This is a genomic window from Flavobacterium undicola (assembly GCF_009909155.2).
GTDB classification, from domain to species: Bacteria; Bacteroidota; Bacteroidia; order Flavobacteriales; family Flavobacteriaceae; genus Flavobacterium; species Flavobacterium undicola.
Genome location: NZ_JAAAPM020000006.1, coordinates 79,030 through 99,860, shown reverse-complemented (window position 1 = coordinate 99,860; position 20,831 = coordinate 79,030). Strand labels below are relative to the sequence as shown.

Sequence of the window (20,831 nt, the reverse complement as noted above, 5' to 3'; positions counted from 1 at the left end):
AATTAAACTTTTTTAACCCAAATTTTGAGCACAGTACTCTTTTAATAATTATACAATTAACCATTATTAACATGAAAAAGACTATTTCCGCACTTCTAACCCTTTTTTGCATTGGAGTGTCCTGTTCTTCAAAAGTCCCATCAAATGATACTAAATTGTCTGTTTCTGATAAAAAAGCAACTAAAGAAACAATAATTTTATACAAAAAAATGACACAATTGGCTCAGAAAGGAATACTTTTTGGACATCAGGATGATCTGGCTTACGGAGTAAACTGGAAATATGAAGCTGGAAGAAGCGATGTAAAAGATGTTACCGGAGATTATCCTGCCGTTTATGGATGGGATTTAGCAGGACTGGAAAAAAAATCAGCTAACAATATTGATGGCATTCCTTTTGACAAAATGAGACAATTTATTAAAGAAGCTCATGCAAGAGGAGGTATTATAACACTAAGCTCGCATTTTGATAATCCTTTGACTGGAAAAAATGCTTGGGACACCACTCCAAAATCGTTGGCTTCGGCTTTACCAGGAGGAGAAAGTCATGAAAAATTTAAATCTTGGTTAGATGAAGCAGCAAAATATATTTTAACTTTAAAAGATGAAAACGGAAAACCAATTCCGATGCTGTATCGCCCCTTTCATGAACTTACAGGAAACTGGTTTTGGTGGTGCAAAAACAATGGAAGCCCTGAGGAATTTAAGATTTTATGGAAATTCACCATTGATTATTTGCAAAAAAAGGGTGTTCATAATTTAATATACGTGTACAATACCGCAGATTTCAAAACGAAAGAAGAATTTTTGGAATACTATCCTGGTCCAAATTATGCAGATATTTTGAGTTTTGACAAGTATCAACACAGCGATCCTACAAAAGACAATTCCTTTATTGAAAATTGCCAAAGACAATTCAAAATAATGGATGAAGTTGCCAAAGAGCAAAGTAAGATTATGGCTTTTGCCGAAACAGGGTATGAGGCAATTCCTTATGATAAATGGTGGACAGACACGCTTATGAAAGCCATCGGGGATTATAAAATTTCCTATATATTAGTTTGGAGAAACCATGGATGGCAGGAAAAAGAACAAAAAATGCATTATTATGCCCCTTACAAAGGACAGTTGAGTGAAAAAGACTTTGTAGATTTTTATAATCTTGACAAAATTTTATTCGAAAAAGAAGCTGCGAAAGAAAACCTATATAAAAAATAACGAATTAGTCTTTAGATTTTTAAACAACAAAAAAATGCACAATAAAATAAGTATAAAAGAGAAAGTTGGTTACGGTCTGGGAGATGCTGCTTCATCCATGTTCTGGAAGATTTTTAGTATGTACCTCCTGTTTTTCTATACCGATGTTTTCGGTTTGGCACCTGCCGTTGTAGGAACTATGTTCCTGATCACAAGAATCTGGGATTCCTGTTTTGATCCCTTGGTAGGAATTATTGCAGACCGTACAAAAACACGTTGGGGGAAATTCAGACCTTATTTATTATGGGTAGCTGTTCCTTTTGCCGTAATTGGAGTATTGACTTTTTATACACCGGATTTTGATGAAAAAGGAAAAATAATATATGCCTATGTTACCTATTCCTCAATGATGATGATTTATTCACTAATCAATGTACCGTATGCATCACTTTTGGGTGTAATGTCGTCTGACAGAAAAGAAAGAACAACACTTTCTTCATACAGAATGGTTTTTGCTTTTGGAGGAAGCCTTTTGGCTCTTTGGTTAATTGAGCCTTTAGTGAATTATTTCGGAGGAAGCCTTAGCTCAAAAACAGGCTGGCTGGCAACTATTTCAGTATTCGGAGTTATAACTACAGCTTTTTTCTGGGGTTGTTTTTTCTTCACAAAAGAAAGAGTAAAACCAATTTCTGATGAGCAAACTAATTTAAAAGAAGACCTTAAAGATCTATTAAAAAATAAACCATGGTGGATTTTACTTGGAGCAGGAATTGGTGCTTTAGTATTCAATTCGATTCGTGATGGAGCAGCAGTCTATTACTTTAAATACTATGTAAGCGATACCGTAAACTATAGTTTTAACCTCTTTGGAGAAACTTTTAATATGACCCATACCTCTCTTTACTTGATTTTGGGTCAAGCCGCCAACATAATTGGAGTGATTGCAGCGACACCTATAGCCAACAAAATTGGCAAAAAAAACACCTTTTTTGGATCAATGCTATTGGCGGCCATTTTAAGTGTGATTTTTTATTTCTTCGGAAAAGAAGATGTATTGCTGATTATGGTTTTCCAGGTATTGATCAGTATTTGTGCTGGCTGTATCTTTCCGTTAATATGGTCGATGTATGCTGATAGTGCTGATTATTCTGAATGGAAACAGGGAAGACGGGCTACCGGTTTAGTGTTTTCTGCTTCTTCAATGTCCCAAAAATTTGGATGGACAATAGGTGGTGCTACCACCGGATGGCTTCTGGGTTTTTATGGTTTTCAGGCAAACATAGAGCAAACTGAAGTGACTCAAAATGGAATCCAATTGATGTTAAGTATTCTTCCTGCCATAGCAGCAGTAATTTCAGTCCTGTTTATCCTATTCTATCCGCTTACGGAAAAAAAATTACAAACGATAGAACAAGATCTCAATAATAAAAGAAATATAGCTAATTAATATCCGATTTATATTTAATCAATTATGAACACAAAAGTAATACTTACAGATTTTGAAAAAAGAAATATTGAAATTGAAAAAGAATTTCAAGAATTGATTGTGAGAAAAAATGATACTCAATCTGTTGTTGGAAATGGTATATTTAGTCGATACAAATATCCTGTTTTGACTAGAAATCATACTCCTGTTGAATGGCGTTACGACTTAAACGAAGCTACCAATCCCTTTTTAATGGAGCGAATTGGTATAAATGCAGTATTCAATGCAGGCGCAATGAAATGGAAAGACAGCTATATCCTTGTTGCTCGAATTGAAGGAATAGATAGAAAATCTTTTTTTGCTATAGCTGAAAGTCCAAATGGGATTGACAATTTTAGATTTTGGGATAAACCTTGTGTCATTCCCCAAACTGAAGAAACAGATACCAATGTCTATGATATGCGTTTAACAAATCACGAAGATGGTTGGATATACGGTATTTTTTGTACGGAAAGAAAAGATCCCAAAGCAGCTTCAGGAGATACCAGTTCGGCTATAGCTAATGCAGGAATCGTTCGCACCAAAGATTTACTAACTTGGGAACGTTTACCTGATTTAATTTCAAAAACAGGACAACAGCGTAATGTAGTGATGCACCCTGAATTTGTTAATGGAAAATATGCGCTATATACACGTCCGCAAGATGGATTCATTGATGTTGGGAACGGTGGTGGAATCGGTCTTGGTTTTGTAGATGATATGACAAACCCTGTGGTTCAAGATGAGAAAATCATTTATGGAAAACAATACCATACTATTTATGAATTGAAAAACGGATTAGGCCCCGCTCCAATCAAAACAGAAAAAGGATGGTTGCATTTGGCCCACGGTGTTAGAAATACCGCTGCAGGATTGCGATATACTTTATATATGTTTATGACGGACTTGAATGATATTTCAAAAGTTACGCACATACCTGCAGGACATTTTATGGCTCCAGAAGGAATCGAAAGAGTAGGTGATGTCTCGAATGTATTATTTTCAAATGGTTGGATTGAAGACAAAGATGGAACAGTTTACATCTATTATGCTTCTTCGGATACCAGAATGCACGTGGCTGTTTCTTCTGTTGAAAAACTGATTGACTATGTAATAAATTCTCCAAAAGACACTTTTACTTCAGCTGGTTCTGTGAATACAATTATCGAACAGGTAAACAAAAACAAAACAATTTCATAAGGTGTCAAAACAATTAAAGCAGCTGCAATCAGAACTGACAACGGAACTCAATAACATCCTTGATTATTGGTCGAAGTTTACTATTGACACCAAAAAAGAGGGATTTATTGGTCAAATAGATTCTAATGACCATATAAATTACCAAGCTGAAAAAGGTTCAGTTTTAAATGCGCGAATCCTTTGGACATTTTCTGCAGCCTATCAGCTAACCAAAAAGGAAGAACATAAATGCATTGCAAAAAGAGCGTTTGACTATATTGTAAACCACTTTTATGATACTGAATTTGGTGGTGTTTTTTGGAGTGTCCATTACGATGGAACTCCAAAAGACACTAAAAACCAAATCTACGCTATTGCTTTTGTGATTTATGGCATGACCGAATATTATGCTATTTCCAAAGAGGAAAAAGCATTGGAAATAGCCATTAATTTATATCAAAAAATACAAGAATACTGTTACGATCCTGTTAATAAAGGCTATTTGGAAGCTTTTACACGTGAATGGAAAAACATTGATGATTTACGTCTGAGTGACAAAGATGCTAATGAAAAAAAGACAATGAACACGCATTTGCATATTGTTGAAGGTTATGCCAATTTGTATAAAGTTTGGAAAAATGAAAACTTACGAAACGTAATTGTTGAATTGTTAGAAGTTATAGAAACCCATTTTATAAATGAAGCAACAGGGCATTTAAAACTGTTCTTTGACGAAAACTGGACAGAGAAACCAGATGTAATTTCATACGGACATGATATTGAAGCCTCATGGTTACTATTGCAATGCGCTGAAATTGTCGGCAATCAAAAATTGATAGATAATTATACAAAATATGCCATCCAGATAACAGATGCTACTTTTGAAGGTATTGATAATGATGGCGGACTTTGGTATGAATATGACCTTAAAACCTCTGAACTAGTTACTGAAAAACACTGGTGGCCACAAGCAGAATTGATAATTGGTTTTTATAATTCATACCAATTGACGGCTAAAGAAATTTATTTGGATGTTGTATTGAAAAACTGGGCGTTTGTAAAGAAATATATTCTTGATACCAAAAACGGCGAATGGTATTGGGGCTTAAATGCTGATTATTCTTTGATGCCAAAAGACAAAGCCGGTTTTTGGAAATGTCCGTATCACAATGGTAGAGCATGTATTGAATTGATTTCCAGAATAGGAAATATTCAATAACAGGATGTTAAAATTTTTGAAAGCGATAATTAGCTGATGCTTTCAAATTTTAATACATAAAAACAAAATTCAAAAAAAAACATAAAAAGTAGTAACTAACCACAGAGGAATTAAAAAAAATACATCTTATGAAATCAATACTTTTATTTTCCGTCTTTCTTATTAGCTCTATTATGTTTTCTCAAAAAAACCTTGTGCTTAATGGTGGTTTTGATCAAAATACTGATAATTGGTGGGCTGATAATCTAACTCAAAATGGTTTTATAAAAAAAATAGGCTCTGGCTCTTGTATGATTGTGCAATATGTCGGTAAAGAATGGAAAGGAGGGGATCAAAAAATAAATATCCCTAAAGGTACTTATGCCATTACTTTTAGTGCCTATATAAAAGCTGACGCAATTCAAGGTGGGGAAAGTTATGGTGCTGGAATATTAAATGCGGAATTTCTAAATGGTGCTAATAAGCAAATCATTTCGGAAAATATTGCACAAGTCAAAGAAACTGTCGATTGGAAATTATATACAAAAACAGTTCTTGTACCTGAAGGATCTAAAACAGTTAAAATATTGATTGCTTTGCAAAGTACACCGGGTACTGTTTTTTTTGATGATATTAAAGCCATTACTGTAACCGAAGAGGAGTATCTAAAAATAATGCAAACGGAAGTAATGGCAAAAAAAGCGGAAGCAATAACGAAAGAAGGAATGCCAAAAATATTTGAAAATGCAAATTTTGAATCAGGCTTAAAAAATTGGAATGGTTCAGGACTTGTTTCTACAACAGATAAAAAAGAAGGTAATTCAGCAGCATCCATAACATCAACAGTTAACGAATGGACAGCAATAGACCAAACGGCTGATATATTAAACGGAGCAAAAACAATTGAAGTTTCGGGTTGGCTCAAAGCCAAAGACATCAAACAAGGAAAAGATCCTTGGAACAATGGTTTGTTTATTATCGAATTAACTCGTGATGGAAAAATAAAAACGATAGACGATCAATTAATAGGGACAGTTACTGCCACTACAGATTGGACGTATTTTAAGAAAAGTATTCAAATTCCTTCTGACACCCAAAAATATAGGATTATCTTGGCTTTGAGTGCTTGTACCGGAACACTATTGGCAGATGATTTACAAATTGTAATGGTAAACGAATAGCCCCGATGACATCCGATTAAAAATAAAAAAATGAAAAATGTACTGTTCATGGCAATTATTCTAGTGTTTCAAATTGGTTTTTGTCAAGCAGAAAAGCAAGAACTAAACACTAAAAATATTTCCGATTTTGTAGTCGCTAAAAAAAAGGCAACCACAGAGACGCTTGCCCTTTTTTATAATTTAAAAAAGCTATCTCAAACAGCTTTTGCAATAGGGCAACAAAATGCATTCAACAGTTTCTTTTATAATATAAAAGGGAAATCAGATGTCAAGAAAACAACCGGTTACGATCCTGCAATTATTGGTTTGGACTTTTCGGATATAACTGATGATAAAAACACGGAAAAGGCTGATAATTGGTATTTTCAACAAGAACAAAAAATAATTTCCGATGCCAAAAAAGCATATGACCAAGGGATGATCGTTACGTTCTCCTGGCATTTTAGAGACCCATACAAAGGGGGAGATTTTTATACTGATAAGTTAGCAGACAAGGAAAAAAACAGGGTGAAAAGTATTTTGGCAGCTGGGGAAAATCACGAATATTATAAAAGAAAATTAGATAGAATAGCTGAGGTTGCTAAAAAAATGAAAGGAAGTGATGGAAAATTAATCCCTATTATTTTTAGACCATTTCATGAGTTTGACGGGAATTGGTTTTGGTGGGGAGCGAACTATTGTTCAGCCGAAGAATACAAAGAGCTCTATACTTTTACGGTAGATTACTTGAGGGATACTAAAGAAATTACAAATTTTCTTTATGCATTTTCTCCAGACAATCAATTCAATACTGAAGCAGAATATTTACAAAGATATCCTGGTGATTCCCATGTAGATATTTTAGGAATGGACAATTACGGAGATTTTGACAACAAAGGGGAGGAGGGATCCAAGACAGCCAATTCAAAACTAAAGATACTTTCTGATTTAGCAAAAGAAAGAAATAAAATAGCGGCAATGACCGAGACAGGATACCAAATCACGTTTACTAAAAATCCTATCGAAGGCTTTTTTTCTAAACATATTTATAATGCTTTAACAACAAATGATGTATCCATTTCCTATGTTATGTTTTGGGAAAATAACGAAGAAGCTTATTTTATTCCGCAACCCAACATGCCTGATACTGCAGATTTTATAGAATTTACCAAAAAACAAAAATCAGCATTGTTGTACAGCTTGCCAAAAATATACCAATTACCAAAAGAATAATTATGAAAAAATTAATCCTCATTACAGTTAGTATTCTTTTATTACAATTTTCTTCTTGCTCAAAACAAGATGACAATTCTCCTGAACCAACACCAACACCGGAAGACCCTGTAATAAAACCACAAACAGATCCTTTGGTATCAAATACAATTGGTTTTTTTCTGGATAATTGGACATCTAAAAGCTTAACCTCTCCAACCAGTTATACTGATGCTGCTGTTTCTGAGGTAACAACTTCTACTGTTACTATTGATTATGCCAATGTAATTACTAAGATTCCCAGCTCCATTTACGGAAACAATGCCAATTTATGGTCCGGAAAAATGATTACCAATACAACTCTGGTAAATGACATAACCAATCTGAAGCCTAATATCATCAGATTTCCCGGCGGAAGCATTAGTGATGTTTATTTTTGGAATGCACTAAATGCTCCTTCAACTGCTCCTTCAAAATTAATAAAAGCCGATGGTACTGAAGTAGAATCCGGCTTTTGGTTTGGGAAAAATGACGGTGACTGGACAATTTCATTAGATAATTATTATCAACTTTTGCAATCGACCAATAGTAAAGGAATTATTACTGTAAATTATGGTTATGCCAGATATGGAACTGGTGCAAATCCTGTTCAAGATGCTGCAAAACTAGCTGCAGACTGGGTAACTTATGATAATGGAAGAACACAATATTGGGAAATTGGCAATGAAGTTTATGCTGATTGGGAAGCAAGTTACAGAATCAATACCGCAAACAATAAAGATGGTCAGCCAGAACTTTTAAACGGAAAATTATATGCCGAACATTTTAAAATAATAGCAGCCGCCATGCGTACAGCTGCAGTAGCAGTTGGAAACACAAACATCAAAATTGGAGCTGTAATGGTCGAAAATACTCCTGCCAGCTATGTCCCTGATTGTTATAAAACATGGAATAATAAATTGCTTAGCAATATCAATGGTAATGCGGATTATTATGTGATTCATAATTATTACACCAACTATAATACAAATGCACCTGCAGCTGAAATTTTAGAAACCCCTAAAAAAGTAACTGCCGAAATGATGACTTTTTGTAAAAGTGAATTAACTGCAACAAGCAATGAAATCAAACCTTTTGCATTAGATGAATGGAATATCTTCTCGACCGGAAGCAAACAGCAGGTTTCGCATATAAACGGAATGCACGCAGTATTGATTTTGGGAGAAGTTTTAAAAAACAAAATTGGTCTTGCAGCACGTTGGGATTTAGCAAATGGATGGTCAAACGGAGATGATCACGGAACATTTAGCAACGGGGACGAACCAAATATTCCTAAAGGCACACCCCGACCGGCATTCTATCATATGTATTATTTTCAAAAATATATGGGAGATCGTTTGATCGAAGCCAATAAAGATGCTAACGGAAATTACGAAGTATATGCCTCTTCCTTTTCTGATGGAAAAGTAGGTCTGGCCTTTGTAAACAAAGCAACAACTGCAATTAACATAAAAGTAAAACTTAATAATTTCCTTACCGGAAAACGAATGTTTTGGTACACTTTAGTTGGTGATACTGATAACGGTGAATTTTCAAGAAAAGTAATCATAAACGGAACAGGTCCGAGTTTAGTAGCTGGAGGACCAACTAATTATGCCTCTTTAAAACCATTTTCAGCTGAAACGACAAAAGGGACAAATATAACATTGCCAGCTCGTTCTTCTGTTTTTGTTGTTATTGAAAAAAAATAAATCATCAATTTATAAAACCATGAAAAATTCTATTTCAAAATTAATTGTGTTTGTCTTTTGCTTAGCGAATTTAAATAGCCAGGCACAACAAGAGCTTCCAAAAATTACCGTAAAAGGAACGCAATTTTATAAAGGTGATAAACCATATTCCTACATTGGAACAAATTATTGGTATGGGAGTTTACTGGCTTCAAAAAAAATTGGAGATCGCAAAAGATTACTTCGCGAACTTGATTTAATGAAAAAAAACAAGATTGACAACTTACGAATTTTGGTTGGTGCCGATGGTGGAAAATATGATTTCACGGTGCGACCTGCTTTGCAATACGAACAGGGAAAATATGATGAAGATTTACTTGATGGTCTGGATTTCCTGATTAATGAAATGAACAAGCGCAAAATGTACGCAGTTTTGTATTTGACGAATAACTGGGAATGGTCAGGCGGAATGTCGCAATATTTGGAATGGAATGGTAAAGGACCAATTCCTGTACCGGCAATCGCACCAAATACATGGCCTCAATTTATGTCATACACAGAGCAATTTCACAGCTGTGAGCCTTGTATGAAAGGTTTAGAAAATCATGTGAAGTTTATTATGGGAAGAACAAACTCATATACTAAAAAGAAATATACCGAAGATAACACGATTATGGCGTGGCAGGTTGGTAATGAGCCTAGACTTTTTACGGTAGAAAACGAAGAAAAATTCACTATTTGGCTAAATAACATTGTAAATTTAATGGACAGTTTAGATAAAAATCACTTGATTTCTACCGGTTCTGAAGGCTTAAACAGCTCAAATGACAGCATGGAAATTTTTGAGAGAACACATCAAAATCCGAATATCGATTATTTAACAATGCACATCTGGCCAAAAAACTGGAATTGGTTTAAAGCAGATAATGCCGAAAAAACTTTACCTACGACTTTAGAAAATGCCGGGATTTATATCGACAAACATGTAAAGGTGGCAAATGATTTAAAACGTCCAATTATCATTGAAGAATTTGGTTTACCAAGAGAAAATGAAAGTTTACTAAATAGTTCATCTGTTGCAAACAGAGATGTTTTTTACAATTATATTTTTAGCAGGGTTGCTGAAAGTGTAGCTAATAAAGGTCCGTTGCAGGCAGCGAATTTTTGGGGATTTGGCGGTGAAGGAAAACCGGTAAACGACACAGGAAAATGGAATCCGGGTGATCCTTTAACAACCGACCCTCCACAGGAACCACAAGGGTTAAATTCGGTTTTTTCTAGTGATAAATCGACTTTAAAAATTGTGAAAAAATACAATTGTAAACTGAAATAAACTAAAAAAGGGAGCGAATTTAGATTTGCTCCTTTTTGTAGTTTAATGATTTATTCTAATTAAATTTTTCATAGTTATTGTTCCAGTACTTTTCAATAAAATTCCATTTGTCGCCAAATTTGGGAATATTTTTTATATAAGGAAGTTTTTTAATCAGCATTTTATTTTCTTCACTGTTTGCCAAAACTTTGTATATAGCAATTACTTGGGGATTTTCTTTTACTTCAAAGTCACAACCTTGTCCATAAATATGCCCAACTTGAATTGTTTTAAAATTGTCAATGTAGAATAAATCACTTACCCAATCCATATCAGCACACCCTGCTCTGTGATAAGAATAATAATAATTTGGATTAGTCTTAAGTTGAATTGCTTCTGGAAATCTATCAAAACCTTCTAAATCTTTAAACTCATTGATACTGTTATCGAATAAATAAAGGTCATAAGATGAATTATTACCTAAATAAGTAATAAGAATGTCAAGATTTCCGTCTTTATTAAAGTCCGTAAACTCAAAGCCTCCTAGTCCGACTGACTGCAATGTATCTGTTTTTATCTTTTTTGAATTTCTAATAAATGTCATTGTAACTTCATCCTCAATATCATTAATTACAAATTTGAATGTTTGTTTGTTAACAACAAAAGTTGTGTCAAAATGATGTCTTTGTTGGTTTATAATCTCGTTACTTGGTAAAGCTTTAGTGTCAACTGCAATTTTTTCTAAAGATTTATTATTATCTAGGCCTTGCCCGCAAGAAGTAATTACGTTCAAAGTCAATATTATTAATAATGTCCTAATTGGTTTCATTAGTTGTCTTTTTAAACTGACACACAACATCCAGATTTTCACAGTTGCTAAAATAGTTTCAATCTTGTCCAATTCCGCTTAAGAGAACTCTATATTCCCCAACGCATCAATATTATTAAGCAATTTCACTAATTTTCACCAATTAATTAGTACAAAATCGTGAAATTCGTGTTTCTTTTTTTATTCCAACTCAAATTCACTTTCCAATCCTTTGTCAGAGCTACCGCCTACCATGATTTTAAAAGTTCCGGCTTCTACCAAATAATTCCCTTCATTATCATAAAAACCAAGTTCTTTTTCCGTTAAAATCAAAGTAACCGTTTTCGTTTCTCCTTTTTTCAAATGAACTAATTCAAATCCTTTCAATTCTTTTACTGGTCTGGCCAAACTCGCTGCATGATCATGAATGTACAACTGAACAACCTCTTTTCCATCATAATTCCCAGAATTGGTCACATCAACAGAAACCAAAACCGACTCCCCTTTTGCGAAAGCGGTTTTATTTAGGTGCAAATTTTTATAATCGAAAGTTGTATAACTCAAGCCGTATCCGAAAGGATATAGAGGCGTTTTTTCTACATCAGTATAATGGGACCAAAATACATTTTTTTCACTGTTAGAAGGTCTTCCTGTGCTGTAATTATTATAATAAATTGGACATTGACCTACATTTCTCGGGAAGGACATTGGTAATTTTCCGCTTGGGTTGTAGTCACCATACAAGACTTGTGCTACGGCATTTCCAGTTTGCGTTCCCAAATGCCAAGCTTCAACAATTGAAGGGATATGTTCTGCCGCCCAAGGCAAAGCCAATGGTCTTCCGTTATTTAAAACCAAAACAATATTTGGATTCACCTTATAGATTTCTTCCAATAACTCCTGTTGAACACCAGGTAAATCAAGATGCGTTCTGCTGCGTCCTTCTCCCGACTGGAAACCGTGTTCTCCTAAAACCATCACCACGACATCGGCACTCGCAGCTACTTTTTTGGCAGCATCAAATCCGCTTTTATCTGTGGTATTGAAAACCAATTCATCTACAAAAGTCGTTTTTCCTATCGTTAAATCGGCTCCTCTTTCAAAAGTCAATTGATTGCCTTTGTACTGTTGCATTCCTTCCAGAACTGAAACGGCCGTGTTGTCATCGGCTGCAATTCTCCAGCTTCCCAATGGGCTATTTTTGTCGTTTGCCAAAGCCCCAATCAAAGCAATTTTTTGTCCTGATTTTTGTAGCGGAAGTAACCCCTCCCCAGCCCTCCCCAAAGGAGAGGGAGCGTTTTTCAACAACACGATCGATTTTTTTGCCATATCCAAAACCCCGTCATTATTGGCTTTGTTTCCAATTGTTGCTTTTTCACGTTTTTCGTCACAATATCTATAAGGATTATCAAATAATCCCAACTCAAATTTCACTCTCAACACTCGGCGAACTGCATCATCAATCAGGGCTTCACTTACTTTTCCTTCCTTGACTAATTTTGCCAATTCATTCACATACAAATACGACTCCATGTCCATATCTGAACCTGCCGTTACAGCTTTTTGTGTTGCTTCCGCTCCATCTTTTGCGTAACCGTGTGCAATCATTTCACGAACCGAAGCCCAGTCAGATACCACAAATCCATCAAACTGCCATTTCCCTTTCAAAATGTCTCTTTGCAGAAAACTGTTTCCCGTTGCCGGAATACCATTCAGAATATTGAACGAGTTCATAAACGTACGAACTCCAGCATTTGCAGCCGCTTCAAAAGGAGGTAAAACGGTGTTATATAATTTAGAATTGCTAATGTCTACCGTGTTATAATCCCTGCCGGATTCAGCAAAACCGTATGCAGCAAAATGTTTAGCACAAGCCGCAATTGTGTTTACTTTAGCTAAATCAGCTTTCGTATCGCCTTGAAACCCTTTTACTCTGGCTATTGCCACCTTGCTGCCCAAATAAGGATCTTCTCCTGCACCTTCCATCACACGACCCCAACGCGCATCATTCGAAATATCTACATTGGGCCCAAAGGTCCAGTTAATTCCCACTGCCGAAGCCTCATCTGCCGCCACTTGAGCCGATTTCTTTATGGCTTCCATATCCCAACTTGCCGCTTCCGCCAACGGAATCGGACTCAAGGTTTTATATCCGTGAATCACATCAAATCCTATTATTAACGGAATTCCCAAGCGGGTTTCCTCCACTGCAATTTTTTGGACAGCTCGAACTTCTTTTACACCACGAACAGAAAGCATAGAACCCACCCATCCATTTCTTAAATGTTCATATTTCAAAGCAGCATTACCTCCTTTTGGTGTTGGGCCTGTTACTTCCCAAAAACCGTTATATTGGTTCATTTGGCCAACCTTTTCCTCTAAGGTCATTTGTTTTATCAATAAATCTATTCGTTCCTCAATTGATTTTGTTTTGTCTAAATATAGTTTTTTTTGTGCATTCATAGTTCCAATGGTTATCAGTATATAAATTCCTGTTGTGATATTTTTTTTTATGTTCATATTTAAAATTCTTTTTAACCGTTACTCTGATAAAAATGAAGATGCAGGCAAATTCGCTTTATTAAACAAGTCTGATTGAGCCGTGTTTTTCCATGCAAAACGGACTTTCTTAGGATGTGGCACTTTAGTTGATTTTAAAATTATTGCATTGTTTTTGATTATGGCATCTGCTATATAAAACACATTGTCGTTACCGGAAATTTCAAATTGATTTGATTTATTGGTTGCAAAATGCAAGCCTATAGCGTAATCAAAAGAAACCACTATTTTGTTTTTATCGATTGTTATGCCTTTATAAAGAGGGCCGTTTACCAATGCTGTATTGGTTTTGTAGGTATTCACTAACGCCAAATTTGCCAAACGTATTCCAACCGATTTTTTGTCTTTTGGGTGGATGTCATCAATGGGTGAAATATCGCTCGTAATAATCATTCCGCTATTAGTAATTTTATCTAAAACTTTTCGCTGCGCATTTCTAATTTCGACACCTCCAAAATGATTGTCCCCATATTGATAAGGCGCAATCTGGACATAATAAAACGGAAACTCATGTTCCCATAATTTTCTCCAGGAAGTGATTAAAGCTGAAAGAGTTTTATCATAAACCGAGGAACCTACATTACTTTCACCTTGATACCAAATCACACCCGCAATTTTAAATCCTACAAATGGAGCAATCATGGCATTAAAAGCACGTCCCGGTTGGTTTGGCCCATACGATTCTTCTTTTCTTGTTTTGGCGGATTCCAATAAAACGGCATCTTCCCTAATGACTTCTTCTGGTATCCAAATCTCGGCCGGTGTTCCTCCCCAATTGGAACCAATCAAACCGATAGGCACATTTTTCAATTCTTCCTGCAAACGCGTGGCAAAAAAATAACCAACGGCGCTAAAATATTTCATTGTCTCCGGTGTGCATGCTGTCCAGTTTCCTGACAAATTATTTTGTGGTGTGGTGGCGGTTAATTTTGGAACCGAAAAAAAACGAATATTTGGATTTGCTGCTTTTTTTACTGCTTCGTCACCATTCTCAATGCCCCAACTAGCAGACATTTCCATATTAGATTGTCCGGAGCAAATCCAGACTTCGCCAATCAAAATGTTTTTCAACACAATTTCATTGTATCCTTTTATTGCAATGGTATAAGGACCTCCTTCTTTTGGAGTAGGTATATTAATTTCCCACTTGGCCTGATTGCTGGCTTTGATTGAATACGCTTGATTATTCCAACTCGGAGTAATCGTTACTTCTTCCTGTGGATTTGCCCAGCCCCAGATTGTAATTATACTATTGCGTTGTAAAACCATATTATCCGAAAAGATATTAGGTAGCGTAACATTTGCAATAGCGGTATTAGAAAGTGTCAAAAATAAAACAAACGCAATTATATTATTTTTCATCTAGTAATTTTTTAAAGAAAGGGGTCAATTGATTGGCCATGTTTTGATCATCGGCAATGTCTGGATGGTACCCACATCCCTTTGGATTCATCGGTTGGAATTCAAACAAGGCAATTGGCTTGTGAGCTGTATCGTTTTCAAAAGCTTGAATCACTTTTTTTAAGCATTTTACAAAAGTTATATTTCGGTCTCCCGAAACCATCGGACTGTTCAACAAAACAATTCTGGTATTGGGAGCGTGTTTGTAGACAGTTTTGATAAAATGGATGTAGTTGGACACGTATTTTTCCTCATTAAAGGCTAGTCGTTCTTTTTTGCCGTCTCCTTCGGAAAAGTCATTGGTTCCTAAACAAATGCTTACCAAATCCGGTTGAAAAGTAAAATCATACGGTTTTTTATTGGCAGTGTTATTCAAATAAAGATTTTCATACACATCAGGCATGATGGCTTCGTCTTTATGTTCGTCATTCCAGTTACGGTACATCCCGATTCCCGAAACAGAGCTCAATATAAAATCAGCATTCAAAGCACGTGAAACTACTGGACCATATGCCAGATATGCATTGTGTTGGTCGAACCATTCACCAATCCCGCAAGGGGTTATAGTCGCATCATTTCCCATCCCACAGGTAATGGAGTCTCCTATGAATTCGATTTTCTTTTTCTTTTTAGTAGTGGTTTTACATAGTTTTGCCGTGGTTCCTGCAAACAACACCAGTCCGTTCGAAGCTTCTGTAGCTTTGTAAATTGTAAGGGTGTGTATGTTTTTATTTTTAGAAACGACAATTGGGAAAAATTGTAAAGGGCCTTTTTCTATTTTCAGGCGACCTATATATTCACCGTCAAGTTCAAGGGAGACATAGTTGTGGTGTTCCCAGGAATCGATACTTTGTAAAGAAATAACACAGGAATTTCCTTTAAAATTAAATGAAACGGACGAAGCTGAACCTGCCAAATAGACTTTGTCACCGCTTAGCTTTTCGACTCTTCCTGAATAATGGAAAGCATTTTTTGTTTCACATTTTTGGGCATGACAAAATACGTTAAGAAAAAAAAATAAAAATAAGAGCCGTTTTTTTAAAAGCATGATATGAGTATTACTTAGAATAATGTAAAAATATATTTTTTTCATTTTTAGGATTGATACTAAATCATCAATTTGCAATCTTATAATTACTTTAATAATTTGGAAAATGTAATTAATTCAAGTTGCTAATTAATAGCTTTATTTAATTGTAGTCCAAAGACAAACAAAGTGAGTTTAATTAGAAAACCTTCCAATGTAACTGGATATATTGGTCTTGGAAATATTTCAGAACAAAAATCTTTAAAATAAGAACTTACAATCTCAAACAATTCATAGAGAAGCTTAGCTATTTTATGCAAACACCTGTTAAATATACTCTTATCAAGCATATTGGGAATAAATCCAAATTGCTTCATAAATTTTATAGCAAACAATGATTACCATAAAAACTAATCGATGAAACAATAGCTGTTAGGATAATTTCACTATCGCTTGGCAACTTGAATTATTTAGCTAAAAAGTAAAGGACTTGCTTTACTAAAAGTGGTTTCGGGGTTATGCTAAAAAATCATTTGTACTGCAGCAAAAGATTTGTACCTAAGTATAAAGATGAAAATGGTCACTTTGTAAGGGGACAACATGAGGCTATAATTTCTGAAGAACTTTATTATGAAGTACAAGATGTTTTAGATGGTAGAGCACGGGTATATCGTCCTAAAATAGAAACTATAGATGAATATCCTTTAAGAGGCTTTTTTCTTTGTCCGAAATACTCTAAAAAAACTTACTGCCAGTAAGTGTAAAGGAAGAAGTAAATACTATTACTATTACTATTATCATTGTGAGAGCAGTTGTAAGTATAGAATTAATTCAGAGGAGGCAAACGAAAAATTTATATCGAATTTAAATGTGTTCGCTCCAGTTCAGGCTGTGAAAAAATTGTATATGTCACTGATTTTAGAATCATATAATAGTAATACAAGTGTTGCTAAAGAAGAAAAAAGCGAATTGTTAACTCAAATAACAAATTATGAAAAGAGATTGTCAAATGCTAGAGAGCTTCTTGTTACTCAACAAATAGATTCGGATGATTATCAAAAAATGAAAAGTGAGTATGGCCAAATTATAAATCGACTGGAGATTAAGCTTAATAATATTTCGGATGATAAGCAAAGTGTTGAGGGGCTACTAAATATGGGGATTGACAGGCTAATTCAGCTTAATTTTGCTTATGCAAACGCAAACTTATCAGAAGCTAGAGATCTAATTGGTTTAATTTACCCCGAAAACTTTACGTTTCGAAATAATCAATTCCAAACCGCCCGAGTCAATGAAGTTGCAGGCCGTATCTATTTAATTAACAGTGAGTTAGGTGATGAAAAAAACGGGACAAAAGAAGCTTTTTCTTCTTTGTCCCGTGAAGTGACCTTGACTGGATTCAAACCAGTAACCTCTTGAGCCGTAATCAAGTGCGCTATTCAGTTGCGCCACAAGGCCATTTTGCAGTCGTTTTGTAAACGTGATTGCGGGTGCAAATATAGGGATAAATGTGTAACTTGCAAGCATAAATTTCAATAAATACTAAAAAAAATGAAGTTAGAAAATTATATCCGTGATATTCAGGGTTTTCCAAAAGAAGGAATTTTGTTTAAAGATATAACTCCGCTATTAAATGATGCTAAGGCAACTCATGAATGTCTTAAAATTTTAGTAGAATCATTAAAAGGGCAAAAAATAAATAAGGTTGTTGGCGCTGAAAGTAGAGGTTTTTTGTTCGGAATGTTATTGGCACAAGAATTAAATGCTGGTTTTGTACCTGTGCGTAAACCTAACAAATTGCCGTATGAAACTATTTCGGCATCTTACGCCTTAGAATACGGAACAGATACTTTAGAAATTCATAAAGATGCTATCCAAAAAGGAGATAAAGTCCTTATTCACGATGATGTACTGGCTACAGGAGGAACGGCTAAGGCGGTTTGTGAATTAGTAGAAAAATTAGGTGGCGAAATTGTACAGTTGAATTTCCTGATGGAGCTGACTTTCCTTAAAGGAAGAGAAAAAATAAAAGAATACGATATTTTTGCAGCGGTGACCTATTAGTCTAATGCTCTCGAAGTAACATAATAGCGGTACCCAATAATAGCCAATTGCCATTTCTTGGCTTTAGCCAAATCCAGTCCTTGTTTAGTGAAACTAGGCAAAATGAGTTTGTTGATTTTGGCAAGAATTTTAAACATTAGTGCTTTTTTCAAAGATACAAAAAAGACGGTCTTGATAAGGAACCGTCTTTTATTACTTTAGTTGTTTATTTGATATTTTTTGTATGAATCTCAACGACACCATTAATTGCATTCTCTCCATATTTTTGGATGACTGCTTCTTTCTCTTTTTGTGATGCATCTGTTATTTTTCGAACACTTATCGAAGCAATTTCATTAGGATTTAATTTGTTTAAAACCTTTGAAGTACTAACTTTTCCATCGATAATGACAACCGCTTTGTTATAGTCTGTATTTTTATCTTCAATAATGAATTCCTTCAGATTAGTTGTTACGGGGATTGCTTCAACTTTCCATTCATTAACTTTCTGGTCTTGTTTTAATATTTGAAATCCTTTGACAGTTTTGTGAGGAAGAGATTTTAATACGTTTTCATCATTCTTATTATAAGTATAAGCTTCTAAAACTCCGTTTCGAGCTTTTTCCCCATATTTTGCGAGAATGTTTTTTTTCATTTCTTCTGATGCACTCTCAAAAGGACCAACATTTACTATTTTAATTTTTTCGGACTTTATTTGTAGAAAAGTTTCATAATTGCTTTCTTTTCCGTCAATTAGAATTAGGGCTTTCTTGTAATCAAAAGCTGGAGTTGTATAGCCTGTGGTATTTTCTTCAACAACTTTATTTTTACCATTTTCTTTATTTTCATTAGTTGATTTGAATTCCTTTGTTTTTTTAGTTGCTATTCTAACACTATTTTCGAAGGTATTAACATCTATTTTGTCAATGCTATTTTTATCTAATTTTGAAAATTCATCATTAGTTGATTTTACACCATCAATGTATATAGTTTTTTCGGTGATATTAACTGGTTTGATTAGGTTTTTAGGAGTAATCAGAATGGCTTCTTTATTATTAATTTTAGCAATATCTATAGATTCAATTTCTTTAGGGTCTAACTTCGCTAAATCGTCTTTGGTTGATTTTTCCCCATTAATATAAATTTCTTTCCCTTTAGCTAAGGATTTTAAATCTTTTCTAATTTTAAATGATGTCAATTTAATAGATTCTGATTTTGTTTCATTTTCTTGTTTTGGAGCTACTTTTTCCTGTGCAACTACTTCAATTTGAAATAAAAATACAAAGGCAACAAGTGCAGGAAATACTGTAATATACTTCCAGGAATTCCATTTTTTTGATTGGTTTTTGTTTAGCATAACAATTCGTTTTTTGATTAATGATTGATAGAAATGATTGGTAAGAGCTACACAATTTTCCTGTGTAGTTATTTTTAATAAGGTCAATTGATAGGCTTTTTTATCAGTTATTTTTTTAGCCGCTTCGCTATCGGCAATGAATTCCAGATTTTGAGCAATCGCTTTTTTGTACAACCAAATCAGTGGATTGAACCAAAAAAAGACACAAAACAATCTTGAAATTAATACATCAAGGCTGTGTTTTTGCTGGCTGTGTACTTTTTCATGTTCTAAGATATTTTCTAATTCGACAACAGTATATAAAGACGAATTGTACACGATGTAATTGAAATAGGAGAAAGGAGCAATGTTTTCGGCAAGGTCAATTAATTTGAAGTTTCCTTGCTGTTGAATCGTTTTTCCTTTTAATAATTGGATTAGACTTTTAAAATCAAAAACTAATTTTAGTAACGAAATGGCAATTCCTATAAAATAAACATAGCCCAGAATTAAATACCAGTCGATTTCCGGTTCTGGAGTAGCTATTGAAGTTGTCACAGGAATATTGGACCAATCAAATGAATCTGTAGTTGGTTCTATCCAAATTATTTTTGTGATAAAAAATAAGGGTAAAACGCTTGAGGTGATTAATCCCAATAGTAAAAACCATCGATTTGCAGAAAAGAAGGTTTCTTTTCGCAATAACAAAAAGTAGGCAAAATAAAATAATGCAATTAAGCCACTTGCTTTGATGAGGTAAACGAATCCATTTTCCATACTATTATTTTTTTTCAATCATGGCTAAAATTTCTCGTAATTCTTCAGCAGATATTTTCTCTTCTTTGGCAAAAAAGCTAACCATATTTTTATAAGAACTATTAAAATAGGTGTCAATGGCTGTATTCATGAATTTTTTTCGATAGTCTTCCATTTTTACAATTGGGAAATATTGATGTGTTTTCCCAAAGGCATTATAAGAAACATATCCTTTTTCTTCCAGATTTCTAATAATGGTTGAAAGGGTGTTGTAATGCGGCTTTTCGTCCTTGATTTCGGCCATAACTTCTTTCACAAAAGCTTTTTCCAGCTTCCATAAAATTTGCATTATTTCTTCTTCTTTGTTGGTTAACTTTTCCATAGTTGTTTAATTTGAATACAATTATATAACTATATTTTTAGTTATGAAACTATTTTAATAGTTATTT

At 34.4% G+C, this 20,831-nt stretch carries 17 protein-coding genes, 1 tRNA gene and 2 pseudogenes; 11 read left to right on the top strand and 9 right to left on the bottom strand.

Annotated elements, in window-relative coordinates; genetic code table 11:
• The first annotated feature begins 71 nt into the window (after nucleotides 1-71).
• The 8 genes from GTZ96_RS05395 (at nucleotide 72) to GTZ96_RS05360 (ending at nucleotide 10,473) form a co-directional block, all read left to right on the top strand.
• Entirely contained in the window at nucleotides 72-1,217 is a 1,146-nt protein-coding gene (locus tag GTZ96_RS05395; protein WP_161641649.1) for a glycoside hydrolase family 26 protein, read from the top strand.
• 34 nt (nucleotides 1,218-1,251) lie between these two features.
• Nucleotides 1,252-2,643 carry an MFS transporter gene (locus tag GTZ96_RS05390; RefSeq protein WP_161641647.1) on the top strand — a complete coding sequence of 464 codons (1,392 nt, stop codon included), beginning with the start codon at nucleotides 1,252-1,254 and terminating at the stop codon, nucleotides 2,641-2,643.
• A gap of 24 nt (nucleotides 2,644-2,667) precedes the next feature.
• Nucleotides 2,668-3,861, top strand: a complete 1,194-nt coding sequence (locus tag GTZ96_RS05385; RefSeq protein ID WP_161641645.1) for a glycoside hydrolase family 130 protein — start codon at nucleotides 2,668-2,670, stop codon at nucleotides 3,859-3,861.
• 1 nt (nucleotide 3,862) lies between these two features.
• A complete protein-coding gene (locus GTZ96_RS05380) occupies nucleotides 3,863-5,059 on the top strand; it encodes an AGE family epimerase/isomerase (protein ID WP_161641643.1) in 1,197 nt (398 codons plus the stop codon).
• Nucleotides 5,060-5,187: 128 nt separating this feature from the next.
• On the top strand, nucleotides 5,188-6,219 hold the full coding sequence (locus GTZ96_RS05375; RefSeq protein ID WP_161641641.1) for a carbohydrate binding domain-containing protein: 1,032 nt from the start codon (nucleotides 5,188-5,190) through the stop codon (nucleotides 6,217-6,219).
• 30 nt (nucleotides 6,220-6,249) lie between these two features.
• Nucleotides 6,250-7,431, top strand: coding sequence for a glycoside hydrolase family 26 protein (locus GTZ96_RS05370; protein WP_161641639.1), 1,182 nt, complete (start codon nucleotides 6,250-6,252; stop codon nucleotides 7,429-7,431).
• A gap of 2 nt (nucleotides 7,432-7,433) precedes the next feature.
• Complete coding sequence (locus tag GTZ96_RS05365; protein ID WP_161641637.1) at nucleotides 7,434-9,161, top strand: alpha-L-arabinofuranosidase; 1,728 nt, start codon at nucleotides 7,434-7,436, stop codon at nucleotides 9,159-9,161.
• A gap of 19 nt (nucleotides 9,162-9,180) precedes the next feature.
• Nucleotides 9,181-10,473, top strand: a complete 1,293-nt coding sequence (locus tag GTZ96_RS05360; protein ID WP_161641635.1) for a glycoside hydrolase 5 family protein — start codon at nucleotides 9,181-9,183, stop codon at nucleotides 10,471-10,473.
• Between the two features lie 55 nt (nucleotides 10,474-10,528).
• Here the strand turns inward: GTZ96_RS05360 and GTZ96_RS05355 are convergent, their stop codons facing one another.
• The 5 genes and pseudogenes from GTZ96_RS05355 to GTZ96_RS18510 form a co-directional block, all read right to left on the bottom strand.
• Nucleotides 10,529-11,281 (bottom strand): hypothetical protein, encoded by a 753-nt coding sequence (locus tag GTZ96_RS05355; RefSeq protein WP_161641633.1) that lies wholly within the window; start codon nucleotides 11,279-11,281, stop codon nucleotides 10,529-10,531.
• A 180-nt stretch (nucleotides 11,282-11,461) separates the two neighbouring features.
• A complete protein-coding gene (gene bglX / locus GTZ96_RS05350; RefSeq protein ID WP_161641631.1) occupies nucleotides 11,462-13,780 on the bottom strand; it encodes a beta-glucosidase BglX in 2,319 nt (772 codons plus the stop codon).
• Nucleotides 13,781-13,801: 21 nt separating this feature from the next.
• A complete protein-coding gene (locus GTZ96_RS05345) occupies nucleotides 13,802-15,181 on the bottom strand; it encodes a sialate O-acetylesterase (protein ID WP_161641629.1) in 1,380 nt (459 codons plus the stop codon).
• The gene (locus GTZ96_RS05340) at nucleotides 15,171-16,313 is read right to left on the bottom strand and encodes an SGNH/GDSL hydrolase family protein (RefSeq protein ID WP_235972864.1); all 1,143 of its coding nucleotides are present in this window, start codon (nucleotides 16,311-16,313) and stop codon (nucleotides 15,171-15,173) included. Before GTZ96_RS05340 ends, GTZ96_RS05345 begins: the two co-directional genes overlap by 11 nt.
• Before the next feature lie 176 nt (nucleotides 16,314-16,489).
• Nucleotides 16,490-16,701: pseudogene (locus GTZ96_RS18510) on the bottom strand (IS982 family transposase); the annotation flags it as partial.
• Nucleotides 16,702-16,756: 55 nt separating this feature from the next.
• Between GTZ96_RS18510 and GTZ96_RS05335 the strand changes: the two are divergent.
• Both GTZ96_RS05335 and GTZ96_RS05330 read left to right on the top strand, forming a co-directional pair.
• Nucleotides 16,757-17,005 (top strand): annotated as a pseudogene (locus GTZ96_RS05335) (recombinase family protein); the annotation flags it as partial.
• 148 nt (nucleotides 17,006-17,153) lie between these two features.
• A complete protein-coding gene (locus tag GTZ96_RS05330) occupies nucleotides 17,154-17,666 on the top strand; it encodes a hypothetical protein (RefSeq protein WP_161641622.1) in 513 nt (170 codons plus the stop codon).
• On the opposite strand, the gene GTZ96_RS05325 is transcribed toward GTZ96_RS05330, so the two are convergent.
• Nucleotides 17,632-17,705: transfer RNA gene (locus GTZ96_RS05325), tRNA-Arg, on the bottom strand. The genes GTZ96_RS05330 and GTZ96_RS05325 overlap by 35 nt on opposite strands.
• Nucleotides 17,706-17,798: 93 nt before the next feature.
• Here GTZ96_RS05325 and GTZ96_RS05320 point away from each other — a divergent pair.
• The gene (locus GTZ96_RS05320; RefSeq protein ID WP_161641614.1) at nucleotides 17,799-18,311 is read left to right on the top strand and encodes an adenine phosphoribosyltransferase; all 513 of its coding nucleotides are present in this window, start codon (nucleotides 17,799-17,801) and stop codon (nucleotides 18,309-18,311) included.
• Here the strand turns inward: GTZ96_RS05320 and GTZ96_RS05315 are convergent.
• The 3 genes from GTZ96_RS05315 to GTZ96_RS05305 all read right to left on the bottom strand — a co-directional run bounded on the left by GTZ96_RS05315 (nucleotide 18,308) and on the right by GTZ96_RS05305 (nucleotide 20,764).
• Entirely contained in the window at nucleotides 18,308-18,448 is a 141-nt protein-coding gene (locus tag GTZ96_RS05315; protein WP_161641612.1) for an SsrA-binding protein, read from the bottom strand. The two genes, GTZ96_RS05320 and GTZ96_RS05315, sit on opposite strands and share 4 nt — an antisense overlap.
• A gap of 68 nt (nucleotides 18,449-18,516) precedes the next feature.
• Nucleotides 18,517-20,403, bottom strand: a complete 1,887-nt coding sequence (locus tag GTZ96_RS05310) for a M56 family metallopeptidase (protein ID WP_161641610.1) — start codon at nucleotides 20,401-20,403, stop codon at nucleotides 18,517-18,519.
• Between the two features lie 4 nt (nucleotides 20,404-20,407).
• A complete protein-coding gene (locus GTZ96_RS05305; protein WP_161641608.1) occupies nucleotides 20,408-20,764 on the bottom strand; it encodes a BlaI/MecI/CopY family transcriptional regulator in 357 nt (118 codons plus the stop codon).
• Nucleotides 20,765-20,831 lie beyond the last annotated feature (67 nt).